The organism is Bacillus cereus group sp. BfR-BA-01311 (assembly GCF_022664295.1).
GTDB lineage: Bacteria > Bacillota > Bacilli > Bacillales > Bacillaceae_G > Bacillus_A > Bacillus_A cereus.
Genome location: NZ_JAKUHC010000001.1, coordinates 443,088 through 459,082, shown reverse-complemented (window position 1 = coordinate 459,082; position 15,995 = coordinate 443,088). Strand labels below are relative to the sequence as shown.

Below are 15,995 nucleotides of genomic sequence, written 5' to 3'. Positions count from 1 at the left end.
TGTATATTCCCTATCCCACATGAACTAGCAGCATAAACTTGATTAGTTAAACACATCCTCATTTAGAAGACTATATAATTAAATTTCTAACCTATAAAAACGTACATTTCAAACAACAAGAAAGCGCTTACTATAAATTGGTAAATAATACTTATTAACGACAAACATATATACTAATTTTCCCATTACATTATGATACATCTTATCATCATAAACTAAAGGAAACAACGAGCTTTTTTTGTCATGTTTTGACTAAAAAAAGCAGGTGATTTCTCATCACCTGCTTTTTTTCCTACTCATTCAATAAATAATGCTTTCCTTTTACTAAATAAAAGACATTTTCAGCAATATTTGTAATATGATCTGCTACACGCTCAATATATCTCGCGACAAATGATAATTGTGTAATTTGCGTAATTGCTTCTGGTTGTTCCGGAACTGAAGATATAAACTCACGAATTGCTTTTCCATATATTTCATCAACGGAATCATCCATTTCAGCAATTTGTTTCGCAAAAGTTAAATTTTCTTGTTCATATGCTTCTAACGCTAAATGCAACATCTCATTTGCAACCGCAAACATTTCATCTAGGTTGTGCAAACTAACAGCCACTTCTTTTTCCCCAAGACGAATTGTAGCCTTTGCAATATTAACAGCATGATCTGCAATGCGCTCTAAATCTGTCGCTGTTTTAATTGAAATAAAAATCCTTCTTAAGTCACTTGCTACAGGTTGCTGCTTCGTAATGAGCATAAGCGCAAGATCGTTTATTTCCTCTTCTAAATTATCCATGCGGTAATCACCATCAATGACCTCTAACGCTTTCTCTACATCCCTTGTATGCAGACCTTCCATAGCAATCAATAAAGCCGCATTTGCTAATTCTCCAAGCTCAATCACCTTTTGCTGTAACGCTTTTAAATCACCTTGAAACTGTTCTCTTACCATTTTTCTTCCCCCTCAATATTATGTGCCATTATATAAAAGTGAAACTTTAATCAACCCTCATCAATCGGGATTTGATAGGCAGCAAGATCCCCTCCCTAACTTCTTTGCTTTCGCTAAATTTTAAGGTGGGGGTCTTACTGCCCGCAAATAGCGGGGTAAATCTCCTACATAGCCTCTTACGCTTGTAATAAACCTTAAGATAAGGAGAAGTATTACTTCTTTATTAACAGTAAGATAAAATAAGAAATGCCCTCTCTTAAGAGGGCATTTGCTCTTAGCTTTGAAACGATATCAACCAAAGCGACCTGTAATATAATCTTCTGTACGCTTATCTGAAGGAGTCGTAAATAATTTGTTTGTATCTGTATACTCCACAACTTCCCCGCTTAAGAAGAAAGCTGTTTTGTCTGAAATACGCGCTGCTTGTTGCATATTATGCGTTACGATAACAATACTAAAATCTCTCTTTAGCTCTTGAATTAATTCTTCTACTTTCAATGTTGAAATTGGGTCTAATGCCGATGTTGGCTCATCCATTAAAATAACGTCTGGCTCAATAGCTAAGCAGCGTGCGATGCATAGACGCTGTTGCTGTCCACCAGATAAACCGTATGCATTATCGTGCAAACGATCTTTTAACTCATCCCAAATCGCTGCTCCACGTAAACTTTTTTCAACAATTTCATCTAATGTCTTTTTGTCACGAATACCATGGATTTTTGGACCGTATGTTACATTCTCATAAATAGATTTTGGAAATGGATTTGGCTTTTGGAACACCATTCCTACATGCGTTCTTAATTCTTCAACTGGATATGATTTATCAAATATATTGCGTTCTCTATACTCAATTACACCTGTAGTTCGAACGATCGGTACTAACTCTACCATGCGATTTAATGTTTTTAAGTACGTTGATTTACCACAGCCACTTGGACCGATAATGGCTGTAACTTCATTCTCATGAATACTTAAATTAATATCTTTTAAAGCATGGTCTTCCCCGTACCATAAATTTAAGTTTTTCGTATCAAATACTACCTTCTTTGGCGCAGTCTCGATTTTCTCTTCGTTTTTCACCTGTACATTTACTACTGTTGCTACCATTTGAATTCCCCTTTCATCCACTTCCAACTTATTTTCGATTTCGTAACCATAAAACAAATATATTGATAAATAGCAACAAACCTAACAAAACAATCATCCCAGCTGCTGCTACATACTGAAATTCTTCTTGTGGCCTACTCATCCAATTAAAAATTTGAATTGGTAGAACTGTAAATCTATCAAACATACTAAATGGAACATAATTTGCAAACGCAAGTGCCCCAATAACTAATAGTGGTGCAGCCTCTCCAATTGCTCTTGATATCGCTAACGTACAGCCCGTTATAATCCCTGGGAAAGCATATGGCAATACAATTTGATACATCGTTTGCCACTTCGTAGCACCTAATCCGTAAGAACCCTCTAATAAAACACTTGGTACTGTTCGAATTGCTTCTTGACTCGCCACAACAACTGTTGGTAAAACGAGTAGACTCATCGTCAATGCTGCTGCAACTATACTCTCTCCTAAATGAAGAGCATATACAAAAATAGTTAAACCAAGCAATCCAAATACAACGGATGGTACTCCTGCTAACGTTTGATTATTAATCTCTATTATTTTTTTAAATAGAGATTCCTTCGCATATTGCTCTAAATAAAGTGCTGTTCCAACTCCAAATATAAAAGAAACAGGTATAACAATACTCATAAATAATATTGTCCCTGACAAAGCTGCAGCAATACCAGCTTCTTTCGGATTACGTGAAGCGAAATTTGTAAAGAAATCTATTGAAAGATAACTTATACCTTTTTCAACAATTTGAAACAGTAACAAAAACAAAATTACGATTGAAAATAAAATTGCTATATAAAATAACAATTTGTAAATTCGATCTTTTAAAAAGCGTGATGCCATATTTTTTTGTATTTTTTTATGATTCAACATTCGCATATTATGTCATCCTCCTAAAACGGCGCATAATTGACTGCGAAATGATGTTCATAATAAAGGTAAACAAAAATAATGTTGCGCCTACAGCATACATGCTGTAATACGTAATCGTTCCATGCGGAGCATCACCTAAACTTACTTGCACAATATAGGCTGTTAACGTTTGAATAGAATGTGTCGGATCAAGCGATACATTTGGTGTGGATCCTGCTGCAATTACAACGATCATCGTTTCACCAATTGCACGAGAAGCTGCTAATATAATTGCTGCCATAATCCCTGTAAAAGCGGACGGAAACACCACTTGTTTTACCATTTCAAACCGCGTCGCTCCCAGTGCTAATGAAGCTTCTTTCGTCCCTTTCGCCACAGCTCTCATCGCGTCTTCAGATAGAGATGCAATTGTAGGCATCATCATAAATCCGATAACGATTCCTGGACTAATCGCATTAAAAAACTGTAAATCTGGTATAATCCTTTGTAAAAGCGGTGTAACAACTGTTAATGCAAAAAAACCATATACAATTGTCGGGATACCTGCTAATAGCTCTAACATCGGCTTTAATATTTTCCGTGCACTATTTGAAGCATATTCGCTTAAAAATACGGCACACGCTAAACCGATAGGAATTGCTCCAAACATAGCAATTGCTGTTACAAGGAACGTTCCACATATAAGTGGTAATATACCGAATTTAGGATCTTCAAAAAATGGTAACCATTCTTTCTCCGTTAAAAAGGAGTATAATGATATTTTTTGAAAAAACATGATTGTTTCATTAGAGAGCGTAAAAACAATGCCAAGTGTCGTCACAATAGAAACACTAGCAATTATTTTTAGTAATAAAGGTACTATTCGATTGATTCGCTGCGTTTTTTTTCTTTGTTTTGTATTTCTTTCAATCAAATGTTGTACAGAAAATGTAATTTGACTTTTGTCATTATGAGCCAAAGATGAAAACCCCTTTCCACCCTGACATTACCTTTTTATTTCTGTTAACATACGCAGCTGTTCATTATATTTTTCTTTTCTTAATTTTACATACCCGACCTCTTCAGCGAGGTTACCGACATGCTGAATCATAAACTCAACATAGTTTGCTACATTCATTTTATTTCGGATAGATGCATTATTCACATAAGTAAGTAGCGGCCTAGATAACGGCTTATACTTACCTGATTGAATGGTCTCTTTCGTCGGAAATACACCATTTACTTTTATTGCTTTCACCTTATCTCGATTAGCCATATAATAAGCATATCCTACAAAAGCAATGGCATGTTTATCATTCATTACCCCTTGCATAATAACTTGATCATCTTCAGACAAAGAGACTTTTTTTACAATGCGATGATTTTGTAAGATGACATTTTGAAAATAATCATACGTACCAGAGTCTACGCCTGGTGCATAAAACTTCACTTGTTCACGTGGCCATGTTGAATGAATTTGTGACCATCGCTTCTCTCTTCCATCTTCACTCCAAAGTAGTCGTAACTCGTCTACTGACATATCGTCTACCCATGTATTATGGCGATTCACAACAATCGTAAGACCGTCGTTAGCAACCTCAAAAGGTGTGAACTGAATAGAGTTTTTCTTCATTTCATTTTTCTCGACTTGTTTCATTACTCTCGAAGCATTATTTATATCTACTTCTCCTTTACTGAAACGATTAAATCCTCCCCCAGTTCCAGAAATACTGATGGAAATTTTCACGTCTGGATGCACCTTTGTATATTCCTCCGCTACTGCTTCTATAATAGGAAAAACCGTTGAGGATCCATCAACTCTAACTTCTCCCGTATCATTTAAAGCAAATGCAGTAGACATTTCAAAACAGAGGAACCATATTGATAATACGAAAACTTTAATCGGTGTACGCATCCATTTCACGTGTTCTTCCTCCTAGAAGTAACCGGAAATAACAGGATTACAGATATAAGAATACTGCTAAACTATTAATTCGGTTTTAATTGTTTGTAAAAGTTTTGTAAAGTTCCACAAAAATCAACATACGGTACAATTTTAATTCAGTAGTAGCTATTCATTTCCTCTGATGATTTCCCTATAAAACAGTTATCCCCTATCCCATCATATACAAGTATCATTTATACGGCCGCGTTTTTTCAATGTTATATACTTGTCCACATTTATTACACGATATGCATAAACCATAAAAAAAAGCACACTATCTTTTCAGATAGTGTGCTTTTTTACAACTTTTTTATTCATCATCTTGCTCTTTATTTTTATTGTCTTTATCATCTTTTGGAGCTTCACCATTTACTTCCTTGTTTTTCAAATCAAAGTAAGCGTCCATAATTTCACGACCAATATATCCATTAATACCAGTCTTATCATCATGTACCCACGGAACGACAACAGAGAATGCTACTTCTGGATCTTCAAGTGGCGCATAACCTACTAATGTTAAGTTATATGTTTCCACACGTTCACCGTTTGCCTTTCTACCAATCTCTTTATCTCCGCCATACACAGTTTGCGCGGTACCTGTCTTCCCTGCCGCTTTATATTTTGCACCTGTAAAGTATTTTGTAGCTGTACCACCTGAATCATTATAAACTTGTCTAAATCCTTCTTGAACACGCTTAATTTGCGATTCTGGCATATCAACACGATTTAATACTTTCGGTTCCATAGATTGAACAACTTTCCCAACTTCATCCGGTTTCACTGCCGGTTGACGAATTTCTTTTACAACTTGTGGTTGCATACGATATCCGCCATTGGCAATCGTCGAAATATATTGCGCTAATTGAAGTGGTGTATACGTATCATACTGTCCAATTGATAAATCTAGTAAGAAACCTGGTTGACTACTTCTACCCATCTGACCAGCAGATTCATTCGGTAAATCAATTCCTGTTTTTACACCAAGTCCAAACTGTCCGAAATAATAACGCATCGTATCAAATGCTTTTTGAGGTATATCTAACGTACCACCTCTCACATACTGAACACCGGCGATATTCATCGCTGTTTTAAACATATAAACGTTAGAAGACATTTTTAAAGCTGTCAGGTCATTAATGTATCCCATCGTTTTCCAAGACGACTTCGTAGGTGTACCTTTTAATTTAATTGGTTCATCCAATTGTACTGCCCCTGGTTGAATCGCACCAGTTTGATATCCTGTAAGTACTGTTGCACCTTTTACAGTTGATCCCATCGGATAAGAACTTGTCATGGTACCTAATGCAAAGTCATTTACTTTCGTTTGGCCATCTTCGTTAACTAATTGTTTCCCCGCCATAGATAAAACTTCACCATTTTTTGGGTTCATCATTACAACGAATGCGCGATCTAAAAGAGGTTCGCTTCCTTTAAACCTCATTAAATTCTTCGCAAGAATATCTTCCACGCGCTTTTGTAATTCCATATCAATTGTTAAGTTCAAGTCATTACCGCTTTGTCCTTTTGATACATTAATCGTTTCTAAAATATTACCGTTTTTATCTGTAACATTTCTAACTTCTGCTTTCGTACCATGCAGACTATCTTCATACTGTTGTTCAAGATAACTTTTTCCTACTCGGTCATTTCGATTATAATCACGAACAAGATAGTAATCTAGTCTTTCTCTCGGTAAGCCTTCATCAGATGTCGACACCCCACCTAGTACACTTCGGAATAAATCATCGTACGTATATTTTCGCTCCCAATCAACATTCGTATCTACACCTGGTAATGCTGCTAGGTTTTCACTAATAATCGAATATTCCTTTTCTGTAGCATCCTTTTTAATAACTTGAGGTGTCATTGCATATCCGCCATCCATCTTACTCTTAATCGCTAGTATTTCTAGATCTTTTGCGGATAATTGATTAACCTCTTCTTCTGTTACACGACTTCGCTGACGCTCGTCTAATTCTTTATCATCAATTTTTTTATCTTTAAACTCTTGACGATCTTTATTCGTAATTTTTTCTTTAGCTTCCTCTTTATGCATAGCAAGCCAATAATCCTTTTTATCGCGATCCGTTAATTTATCTGTCGGTACTTCAATCAAATCTGCTAGCTTTTTCGCTGTTTCTAAGCGATCTTCTGCAGTTGATCCTTTCATTTTTGTAAATGTAATAGTACGAATGGCTACATTATCTACTACAGCTCGCCCATAACGGTCAAATATTTTCCCACGCGGTACAGGATTACTTATCGTTGAGTTTTCTTTCTTCTCCACTTCATTCTTATATTCTTCACCACGAACAATTTGTACATATCCGAGCCTTACAATAACCGCGGAGAACATTAAAAACACGCAGAAAAACAGCACGTTTAACCGAAAAGGAACGTGGGTCTTTTTCTTATTTTGCTTCTGTTTCTTGCTCATACAAACCCCCTCTACCAACAGCTATGTAATGTGAAAGGGACACCTTCATACAGGTGTCCTCACTGCTGTCTTACATCTTTTTCTATTCTAGCATAAAACAAACGAGAAGTTAACCTTCTGGTTCAGTTTGGTTTTGCGCGTTCCCTTGCGTTACAACACTTGCTTTACTCGCATTTCCCTCATCATATTTGACATTTTTAACTGCAAAATAAATAAGAAAATGTCCAGCACCTAAAATACATAATAAGTAAGGTAAACTTTTTTCAGGTGGAAAGAATAGTACAGCACATAAAAAACTTAAAATGGAACAGATTCTTCCGGCGTTTAACCACAGCTCCCGAACAACGACATATTCCACACGCCATTCTCTCGCATTTTTCGCTCTACCAATTACGTCATATGTCATTGATCCGTACGGAACAAGTAAAATAGGATATGCAATTGCAATACATGCCGCATAAATAAGTAATTTCGTGTATGTAACATTGAAAATAACTAAAAAGACGACAGCATATAAAATAATGCCTCCAAGTAAAATTGCTTTTTTTCGCCACTCCTTCTTTAACATACGAGCAACTAAGTAATAACATACAAAGGATACAGCAGAGTTCACTAAACTGTATTTCCCTAATGCAAACTCACTATTAGTTGCTAAATAAACATATACTGAAATGACAAAAATAAATGTTCCTTCTCTCAATCCTTGGAAAAAATGAGCTCGTGTAATCTTTCCCCAATTTTTATCAATCCGTCGTTCTTTCAATACTTGCACGATTTCATAACGCCCTTCACATTCTCTTTTAGATAAAAAGAAGCTTAAGACGACAGCAATTGCAAATAGAACTAATGAAAGAAAGAATATAACAGTATAGCCACTCCATTTCTCCATACGTGAAATTGTGTATCCTGCTGCTATTGGTCCAATCATTCCAGAGAAGGATGTAAGAAGTCCAAGAAACCCATTAAAGAAATCTCTTGTTTCTGGTTCTGTAATTTCAAATGTCAATAAGTTAAAAGCCAACCAGTAAAAACCGTATCCTACTCCTAAAAGAGCCCCCATTAATAAAATATACTGAGAAGCACTTTTCCCTGCTACTAAGACAACAATAAAAAAAATTGCGAGCGTCCCTACTCCTATTCGTAATAAAATCGAGCGATCGATACGTTTCGCTAATTTTCCCCCTACAAGAAATGTGAGAGGCTGTAATACCACGCTGGCTAAATTATACAAGCCAAGATTCACATAATTTTGTGTTTGTTTCCATAAATAAATATTTACAAACGTATTCGATAAAGAAATTGCGAGCGTGTATAAACCTCCTATAAGGAGCAATAACACTAAATCCCGATTCACTTCAACGTCACCAATTATATGTTTCCATTTCATACACAACTCTCCTTTACTTCATGTTCTAGTCTTCCAAAGACAAGCCCAATTATGTAAAAGGAAAGCATAGAAAAAAGCTAGGAGCTCTCCCCTAGCTTTTTCTATATTTATTACGATTATTTTGCTTCTTGGTAACGTTTTTCAGCAGCGTTCCAATCTACAACGTTCCAGAATGCGCCGATGTAGTCTGGACGACGGTTTTGGTAGTTTAAGTAGTAAGCATGCTCCCAAACATCTAAACCGATAACTGGAGTTTTACCTTCAGTTAAAGGAGAATCTTGGTTTGGAGTGCTTGTTACTTCTAACTCACCATTGTTTACTACTAACCAAGCCCAACCAGAACCGAAGCGAGTTGCGCCAGCTTTTGCGAATTCTTCTTTGAATGCATCGAAGCTACCGAATTTTGCTTCAATTGCAGTTGCAAGTTCACCTACAGGTTGTCCTCCGCCGTTTGGAGATAGGATTGTCCAGAAGAATGTATGGTTAGCATGTCCGCCACCATTGTTACGTACTGCTGTACGGATTGCTTCTGGTACTTCGTTTAAGTTTGCAACTAATTCTTCTACGCTTTTGTCAGCTAATTCTGCATGACCTTCTAAAGCAGCGTTTAAGTTTGTAATGTACGTGTTGTGATGTTTTGTATGATGGATGTTCATTGTTTCTTTGTCAAAGTGAGGCTCTAAAGCATCATACGCATAAGGTAAATTTGGTAATTCGTGTTTTGCCATTGTTATATTCCTCCCAGTTTATGTATTGCCACTTAAGTGACATACAACTTCATTCTACCCTAATTGCCATAGGGTGCAAACAAATAAATCACATTGTCTTGCTATCATTAAAGTAGCAAAATTCCCACTTCTTTTCAATTAAAATGCTCATATATTCCGTAAAAAAAGCTTCCTTCTACAAGGAAGCTTCCTGCTAACATAATAAACATGCGAAATGGATATGGACCCTGTAGGACTCGAACCTACGACCGGACGGTTATGAGCCGTCTGCTCTAACCAGCTGAGCTAAGGGTCCACAATTATGTATGTAACAACATATCAAATAGAGGAATTCCTATCGGATATGCTCTTTAAGAAATGTAAGATAAATTTACCATATAGAAAAGAAAAGTGTCAATTGTATTTTTCTTATTTAAAAGAAGAAAGTTAATAAAAGAAATTTAGTTATCTCCACTATATGTAAATATAATATATCTTGAGATTCTCTAGATTCCTACGTTACAATGATTTTATACATACATAAAGGAAGTGAATCTATGTCCATATTTACCCAATTCGTAAAAAGCATATACTCGCCTAAAGATATGGCGCTATTCCGTTTTCAAAAAATCGGTAAAACCATTTTGTATATTATGCTACTTTGCTTAATTACTACTATTCCAAGAACTTTTTTGTACGGTAGTTTTATCCAGGATGGTGTTGGCATGGTAAATCAAGTCATCGATAAAGATTTACCTGATTTTAAAATCGAAAATGGCGAACTAAAAGCCGATATTGATCAACCTATTGAAAAAGAAGAAGGAAATACACTTTTCGTATTTGATCCAAATTCAACAGACCTAGAAAAATATCAAAATAAAACAGGTTTATTTGTTTTAAAAGATAAAGTAGTCTCTATGGGAAATGGTCAAACACAAACGTATTCTTATAACGATTTGTTAGGTGCATCTCTTGAGAAAAAAGATCTACAAGAATTTATTTCTTTATTCGATAATATTTATCCAATTTTATTATTTGTTATTGGATTCTTAGTGTACCTATTCCAATTATTCATAACTTTTGTAGGCGTGACTTTACTTGCGTTCATCGGTTCTGCTATGAGCGGTCAACGTAAACTATCCTATAAACAAGTTTGGACACTAACTGCATACAGCTACACGATCCCAACCATTTTCTTCATGATTATGGATTTATTCAAAATCGTCGTACCTGGAGCAACGTTCATTTATATCGCTGTTGTTTTAATCGTTCTATACTTAACGATTAAAGAGGTACCCAAACCGAAAGAAAAATAAAAAATGCCTAAATAGGCATTTTTTTTTTGGACAAGCATATATTCCTAGCAAAGGAGTGAAGAATATGAAGAGATTAGGTATATTCCTATTCGTGCTTGTTCTCGGTTATATATTTTATTACGATATAAAAATCGGTACTTTACCGATGTTAAGTTCATATAAAAAAACAACTGCTGCTCAAACAATTAAAAAAGAAAACACAGACAGTCAACAAAATAAAGCGAACAAAACAGAAAAAGAAACGGATGTATCTTATAAAACAATTGAAGTAAAAACTGGTGAGACAGTTCTTTCTATTACAGAACAAATTAACAAGAAAAAAATTCCTTCCATAGAAAAAGTCATTGACGACTTTAAACAATTAAACAAAAGTACATCTGCTACAAAAATACAAATTGGAAAGTCTTATAAATTCCCGTTATATCAATAAGCTATCACTTAATCCTTGTCAATTACATAAAGGCGCTGATACAATAGTAAAAGTGAAACCGAGTACTTCGGTTTCTATAGCCCTATATCACGTATACTATCATTGATATGAGGGACTAAATAAGAAACTTCTTTTATAAGGAGAGCGATCTATTCGTGAATGAAATGACTCATCGTACAAAAACACGTCCAGTTAAAGTCGGTAATTTAACAATCGGCGGTAATAATGAATTAATTATACAAAGTATGACAACAACAAAAACACATGATGTTGAAGCAACAGTTGCTGAAATCAAGCGTTTAGAAGAAGCCGGCTGTCAAGTCGTCCGCGTTGCCGTTCCAGATGAACGCGCAGCAGATGCTATTGCTGATATAAAAAAACAAATCAACATTCCACTTGTTGCTGATATTCATTTTGATTATCGCCTTGCTTTAAAAGCAATTGAAGGTGGCATCGATAAAGTACGTATCAATCCAGGTAATATTGGTCGTCGCCATAAAGTAGAAGCTGTTGTAAATGCAGCAAAAGAGCGCGGTATTCCAATCCGTATCGGTGTAAACGCTGGTTCATTAGAGCGACACATTTTAGAAAAGTACGGGTACCCAACTGCAGATGGTATGGTTGAGAGCGCGCTACATCATATTAAAATTTTAGAGGACTTAGATTTCCACGATATTATCGTATCTATGAAAGCCTCTGATGTTAACTTAGCAATCGAAGCATACGAGAAAGCTGCTCGTGCTTTTGATTATCCATTACATTTAGGTATTACAGAATCTGGAACATTGTTTGCCGGAACTGTAAAAAGTGCTGCTGGTCTTGGAGCAATCTTAAATAAAGGCATCGGAAATACACTACGTATTTCATTAAGTGCTGATCCAGTTGAAGAAGTAAAAGTTGCTCGCGAATTATTAAAATCATTCGGTCTTGCGTCTAATGCAGCAACACTTATCTCTTGTCCAACTTGTGGTCGTATTGAAATCGATTTAATTAGCATTGCTAACGAAGTGGAAGAATACATCTCTACACTTCAAGTACCAATTAAAGTTGCAGTACTTGGTTGCGCTGTAAATGGCCCTGGTGAAGCTCGTGAAGCTGATATCGGTATTGCCGGTGCACGTGGAGAGGGATTATTATTCCGTAAAGGGCAAGTCGTTCGTAAAGTACCAGAAGAAACAATGGTAGAAGAACTGAAAAAAGAAATCGACGTAATTGCTGCTGAAATGGCTGCTGAACGAGAAAAAGAAAAAGAGACACAAGAACAATAAAAAGAAGGTTGCCACAATATTTGTGAGCAACCTTCTTTTCTACGTAAAAAAGCTCGTCAGTTACATAACCGACGAGCTTTTACTTTGCACATTTTGGACAACGACCATATATTTCAAACTTATGACCCGTTACTTCATAACCAGTAAAATCTTTATTCATAAAATCCATTGGGCAGGAAGTAATCTCTTTCGTCCCCCCACAATCCAAACAAATAAAATGATGATGATGTTCCATAATAGAACAAGTAAAACGAAAATGTTTTTCGCCATTTAATTCCGTTTGTTCTAAAACACCAATCTCAGCAAAAACTGTTAAGTTACGATAAATCGTATCAAAACTAAGCCCTGGATAATCGTCTTTCATATGTTCTAAAACGTCTTTCGCAGTTAAATAACGATTATGTGCTGCAAATAATCTGAGCATCTCTTCTCTTTTTCCAGTATGTTTATATCCTTTTTCTTTCATTAGGCGTAAAGCTTCTGTTAGATTCATACCTATCCCTACTTTATGCAGTTTTTTTCTTCTTCCATAAAATCGCACCGATTAAAATAAGAACTGCTATCATAACAATTGTACCACCTGGCGCTAGATCAAGTTGATACGAAGCAAACATTCCACCAATTACTGCAATTTCACCAAATAAAATGGAAAAGAAAATTGTTTGTTTAAATCCTTTAGCAATACGAATACTTGCTGCAACTGGTAATGTCATTAATGATGATACGAGAAGAACCCCCACTACACGCATTGATACTGCAATGACAAGAGCAACTAATATAATGAAAATAAAGTGAATCCATTTCGCTCTTAAACCAGTTGATACTGCGTATTCCTCATCAAATGATAATAGAAACAGCTCTTTATATAATAAAATAATTGTCGCAACAACAACAATTGCTACAATCCCAATAATAATTAAATCTGTACTTGTTACAGCACTGACACTACCAAATAAATAACTAAATAAGTCTGTGTTAAATCCATTTGCAAGTGAAATGAAAATAACTCCAACCCCCATCCCTGCCGAAAGGATAATTGGAATTGCTAATTCTTGATAGTGCTTATATACAGTTCGTAACTTTTCGATTAGTAGCGCTCCACCAATCGAGAAAATCATCCCCATATATAAGGGGTTTAAAAATCCACCTGTAAAAATGGTTTTTTCAAGTAATAAACTTGCTGCAATACCCGATAACGTCACGTGACTTAATGCATCCGCAATAAGAGATAAACGACGAATAACAACAAACACACCAATTAGCGGTGCAACAAGTCCAATTAAAATACCTGCGTATAAAGAATTACGTAAAAAGTCATATTGTAAAAAATCTTGTATCATTATATCCTCCCGTGATGCTCATGTTCGTGTTCTAAACGATGAACATGATGTCCATATAAGACGGACATTTCTGCATCTTCTAACTCTCGGAACTTCTCTACATTTCCATGGAAATGTAGATGTTGGTTTAGGCATGCAACATGTGTTACTTTTTCAGTAACAGCTCCCATATCATGAGTAACAAGAATTAATGTGATCCCGAGCCTTTTGTTTAAATCCTCTAATATTTCGTAAAAACTTTCCACATTTTTCACATCGATTCCAACAGTAGGCTCGTCCAAAATAAGCAATTCAGGATCACTAACGAGCGCACGAGCAATAAATACACGCTGTTGCTGTCCACCAGAAAGCTCTCCAATGTTACGACCTTGAAACTCACTCATCCCTACATCAGCAATTGCTTTTTCTACCTTTTTTTTATCCTCTTTTGTAAAAAAGCGAAAAAGCCCTTTTTTCGAAACAAGTCCCATTGAGACAACTTCAGAAACAGTTGCTGGAAAACCAGAATTGAAACTATTTGCCTTTTGGGATACATAACCAACTTTGTTCCATTCCTTAAACTTCTTACTATCAACGCCAAACACGCGTATGCTTCCTTCTTTTGGCTTTAAAACGCCTAATAAACACTTAAGTAAAGTTGATTTACCTGAACCATTCGGTCCCACTAAACCTAAAAAAGCTCCCTTCGGAACTTGCAAATTAATATTTTCTAACACATTCCGATCTTCATATCGGAATGTTAAACCTTCAATTTCTAATATATTATTCATAGCATCTCACCTATTTTAATTCAGAATGATTCCGATTTATATCTATTTGAATTATAGTACAGCTTATTATAGTTGTAAACCAATCTGCCTAAAATATATCTATTTTTTCAAGAAACCTTACTATTATAACAAAAAGCAGAGAAAAATTCTCTGCTTTCAAAAAATATTCCTATAAACTTTTAGTGAATAGCCGATTTAAACTTACCACCATTTGTCTCTTGCGTGCTCATAATCGTAACAAATGCATTTTCATCAATTTCATGCACAATTGATTTTAACTTCGTCACTTCTAGACGCGTTACAACTGCATAAATAACTTCTTTTTCTTTATCCGTGTAACCACCTTTCGCTACAAGCTTTGTCGTTCCACGGCCAAGACGATGCAAAATCGCGTTTGATACTTCCTCATATTGATCAGATACAATTAAAACCGCCTTCGTTTCATCTAGCCCTTGAATTACTGTATCGATTGTTTTAAATGCGATATAGTACGTCATAACAGAATACATCGCTTGTTCCACACCAAACACAAATGCTGCCCATGCAAAAATAAATAAGTTCACAAACATTACGAATTCACCAACAGAGAACGGTAGTTTCTTCGTTAATAAAATCCCCATAATTTCAGTTCCATCTAACGACCCACCATGACGAATTACAAGTCCTACACCAAGACCTAAAATAAGCCCACCAAACACTGTCGCTAAAATAGGTTCTGTTGTAAATGGTGGCACCGCATGTAACGTTGACTCAATGAAAGCTAACGCTACAATACCAAATGTCGAAGATAACATAAATGTTTTTCCAATTTGCTTATAACCGGAATACATAAATGGGATATTGAGAACAACGACTAAAGTAGAAAAACTTAACCACCAAATGTTAGGAGTAAGATAATCTAATATAAGAGAAATACCAATAATTCCACCATCAATAATTTTATTTGGCATTAAAAATAGTTCAATCGCCACCGCCGCGCATGCTGCTCCAAAAATAATCATAACTAAACGATAAATGAGATGAATAACACTTTCTTTTCGATGTTGCTTTTGCTCCATAAGCCCTCCCTGTACTCTTTTTCTGTAGTTTCGTCCTTATATTATAACATACGCTTCTTTTCCTCATGAAAAAAGAAACTCCATACGAATATGTACAAGCTACATGCTCATATATTTCGATAGAAGAACGCGTGAAGGAGGATAATAAGATGAACCTCATTAAACAAATTGTTAATAAAAAATTAAATCATATTTCTACAAAAGAGTTATTAAAATATAGCAAAGAATACGAAGTTCCTATTACAGCCGCACAAGCTGACCAAATCGTTTTACTTATGAAGGGTAAAAATATTAATATTTACGATAACAACGAGCGACTAGAGCTCTTAAAACAGATCGCAAAAGTAACTTCCCCTGCCACTGCCCAACAAGTAAATACATTATTTCAGCAACTACTAAAATAAGGAGGGGAT

16 protein-coding genes and 1 tRNA gene are annotated in these 15,995 nt (G+C 35.5%); 4 read left to right on the top strand and 13 right to left on the bottom strand.

Going from position 1 to position 15,995, the window contains the following annotated elements:
* Window positions 1-292 precede the first annotated feature (292 nt).
* The 9 genes from phoU to MR136_RS02365 form a co-directional block, all read right to left on the bottom strand.
* Window positions 293-949 (bottom strand): phosphate signaling complex protein PhoU, encoded by a 657-nt coding sequence (phoU, locus tag MR136_RS02405; protein WP_000251240.1) that lies wholly within the window; start codon window positions 947-949, stop codon window positions 293-295.
* A 291-nt stretch (window positions 950-1,240) separates the two neighbouring features.
* Window positions 1,241-2,056, bottom strand: a complete 816-nt coding sequence (pstB, locus tag MR136_RS02400) for a phosphate ABC transporter ATP-binding protein (RefSeq protein ID WP_000226687.1) — start codon at window positions 2,054-2,056, stop codon at window positions 1,241-1,243.
* Between the two features lie 28 nt (window positions 2,057-2,084).
* Complete coding sequence (pstA, locus tag MR136_RS02395) at window positions 2,085-2,951, bottom strand: phosphate ABC transporter permease PstA (protein ID WP_061457709.1); 867 nt, start codon at window positions 2,949-2,951, stop codon at window positions 2,085-2,087.
* 1 nt (window position 2,952) lies between these two features.
* Window positions 2,953-3,903, bottom strand: a complete 951-nt coding sequence (gene pstC / locus MR136_RS02390) for a phosphate ABC transporter permease subunit PstC (protein WP_017673545.1) — start codon at window positions 3,901-3,903, stop codon at window positions 2,953-2,955.
* Between the two features lie 27 nt (window positions 3,904-3,930).
* On the bottom strand, window positions 3,931-4,848 hold the full coding sequence (locus MR136_RS02385; protein ID WP_000871830.1) for a PstS family phosphate ABC transporter substrate-binding protein: 918 nt from the start codon (window positions 4,846-4,848) through the stop codon (window positions 3,931-3,933).
* Between the two features lie 331 nt (window positions 4,849-5,179).
* The gene (locus MR136_RS02380; protein ID WP_017673544.1) at window positions 5,180-7,306 is read right to left on the bottom strand and encodes a peptidoglycan D,D-transpeptidase FtsI family protein; all 2,127 of its coding nucleotides are present in this window, start codon (window positions 7,304-7,306) and stop codon (window positions 5,180-5,182) included.
* 109 nt (window positions 7,307-7,415) lie between these two features.
* On the bottom strand, window positions 7,416-8,693 hold the full coding sequence (locus MR136_RS02375) for an MFS transporter (protein WP_000871384.1): 1,278 nt from the start codon (window positions 8,691-8,693) through the stop codon (window positions 7,416-7,418).
* Window positions 8,694-8,809: 116 nt separating this feature from the next.
* Window positions 8,810-9,421, bottom strand: coding sequence for a superoxide dismutase [Mn] (sodA, locus tag MR136_RS02370; RefSeq protein WP_001052031.1), 612 nt, complete (start codon window positions 9,419-9,421; stop codon window positions 8,810-8,812).
* 221 nt (window positions 9,422-9,642) lie between these two features.
* Window positions 9,643-9,716 (bottom strand) — tRNA-Ile (locus MR136_RS02365).
* A gap of 241 nt (window positions 9,717-9,957) precedes the next feature.
* On the opposite strand from MR136_RS02365, the gene yqgB reads away from it, so the two are divergent.
* From yqgB to ispG, 3 genes are all read left to right on the top strand, one after another.
* On the top strand, window positions 9,958-10,716 hold the full coding sequence (yqgB, locus tag MR136_RS02360; RefSeq protein ID WP_000021898.1) for a protein YqgB: 759 nt from the start codon (window positions 9,958-9,960) through the stop codon (window positions 10,714-10,716).
* Between the two features lie 64 nt (window positions 10,717-10,780).
* On the top strand, window positions 10,781-11,146 hold the full coding sequence (gene yqfZ / locus MR136_RS02355) for a protein YqfZ (protein ID WP_000825414.1): 366 nt from the start codon (window positions 10,781-10,783) through the stop codon (window positions 11,144-11,146).
* A gap of 164 nt (window positions 11,147-11,310) precedes the next feature.
* Window positions 11,311-12,414, top strand: coding sequence for a flavodoxin-dependent (E)-4-hydroxy-3-methylbut-2-enyl-diphosphate synthase (ispG, locus tag MR136_RS02350; protein WP_153577907.1), 1,104 nt, complete (start codon window positions 11,311-11,313; stop codon window positions 12,412-12,414).
* Window positions 12,415-12,493: 79 nt separating this feature from the next.
* Here ispG and MR136_RS02345 read toward each other — a convergent pair whose 3' ends face one another.
* The 4 genes from MR136_RS02345 to MR136_RS02330 all read right to left on the bottom strand — a co-directional run bounded on the left by MR136_RS02345 (window position 12,494) and on the right by MR136_RS02330 (window position 15,582).
* Window positions 12,494-12,907 carry a Fur family transcriptional regulator gene (locus MR136_RS02345; protein WP_001054516.1) on the bottom strand — a complete coding sequence of 138 codons (414 nt, stop codon included), beginning with the start codon at window positions 12,905-12,907 and terminating at the stop codon, window positions 12,494-12,496.
* Between the two features lie 13 nt (window positions 12,908-12,920).
* Window positions 12,921-13,754, bottom strand: a complete 834-nt coding sequence (locus tag MR136_RS02340) for a metal ABC transporter permease (RefSeq protein ID WP_000613815.1) — start codon at window positions 13,752-13,754, stop codon at window positions 12,921-12,923.
* On the bottom strand, window positions 13,754-14,524 hold the full coding sequence (locus tag MR136_RS02335) for a metal ABC transporter ATP-binding protein (protein WP_001059662.1): 771 nt from the start codon (window positions 14,522-14,524) through the stop codon (window positions 13,754-13,756). Before MR136_RS02335 ends, MR136_RS02340 begins: the two co-directional genes overlap by 1 nt.
* Window positions 14,525-14,703: 179 nt before the next feature.
* Entirely contained in the window at window positions 14,704-15,582 is an 879-nt protein-coding gene (locus MR136_RS02330) for a YitT family protein (protein ID WP_000435963.1), read from the bottom strand.
* A 149-nt stretch (window positions 15,583-15,731) separates the two neighbouring features.
* On the opposite strand from MR136_RS02330, the gene MR136_RS02325 reads away from it, so the two are divergent.
* Window positions 15,732-15,986, top strand: coding sequence for a DUF2624 domain-containing protein (locus MR136_RS02325; RefSeq protein ID WP_001048954.1), 255 nt, complete (start codon window positions 15,732-15,734; stop codon window positions 15,984-15,986).
* Window positions 15,987-15,995 lie beyond the last annotated feature (9 nt).

Bases quoted from the DNA above. Each gene is read 5' to 3' on its own strand.
- MR136_RS02335 (WP_001059662.1), bottom strand. From the start codon at position 14,524: ATGAATAATATATTAGAAATTGAAGGTTTAACATTCCGATATGAAGAT.
- phoU (WP_000251240.1), bottom strand. From the start codon at position 949: ATGGTAAGAGAACAGTTTCAAGGTGATTTAAAAGCGTTACAGCAAAAG.
- pstA (WP_061457709.1), bottom strand. From the start codon at position 2,951: ATGCGAATGTTGAATCATAAAAAAATACAAAAAAATATGGCATCACGC.
- sodA (WP_001052031.1), bottom strand. From the start codon at position 9,421: ATGGCAAAACACGAATTACCAAATTTACCTTATGCGTATGATGCTTTA.
- MR136_RS02330 (WP_000435963.1), bottom strand. From the start codon at position 15,582: ATGGAGCAAAAGCAACATCGAAAAGAAAGTGTTATTCATCTCATTTAT.
- MR136_RS02325 (WP_001048954.1), top strand. From the start codon at position 15,732: ATGAACCTCATTAAACAAATTGTTAATAAAAAATTAAATCATATTTCT.
- pstB (WP_000226687.1), bottom strand. From the start codon at position 2,056: ATGGTAGCAACAGTAGTAAATGTACAGGTGAAAAACGAAGAGAAAATC.
- MR136_RS02345 (WP_001054516.1), bottom strand. From the start codon at position 12,907: ATGAATCTAACAGAAGCTTTACGCCTAATGAAAGAAAAAGGATATAAA.
- ispG (WP_153577907.1), top strand. From the start codon at position 11,311: ATGACTCATCGTACAAAAACACGTCCAGTTAAAGTCGGTAATTTAACA.
- yqfZ (WP_000825414.1), top strand. From the start codon at position 10,781: ATGAAGAGATTAGGTATATTCCTATTCGTGCTTGTTCTCGGTTATATA.
- MR136_RS02340 (WP_000613815.1), bottom strand. From the start codon at position 13,754: ATGATACAAGATTTTTTACAATATGACTTTTTACGTAATTCTTTATAC.
- MR136_RS02375 (WP_000871384.1), bottom strand. From the start codon at position 8,693: ATGAAATGGAAACATATAATTGGTGACGTTGAAGTGAATCGGGATTTA.
- MR136_RS02380 (WP_017673544.1), bottom strand. From the start codon at position 7,306: ATGAGCAAGAAACAGAAGCAAAATAAGAAAAAGACCCACGTTCCTTTT.
- yqgB (WP_000021898.1), top strand. From the start codon at position 9,958: ATGTCCATATTTACCCAATTCGTAAAAAGCATATACTCGCCTAAAGAT.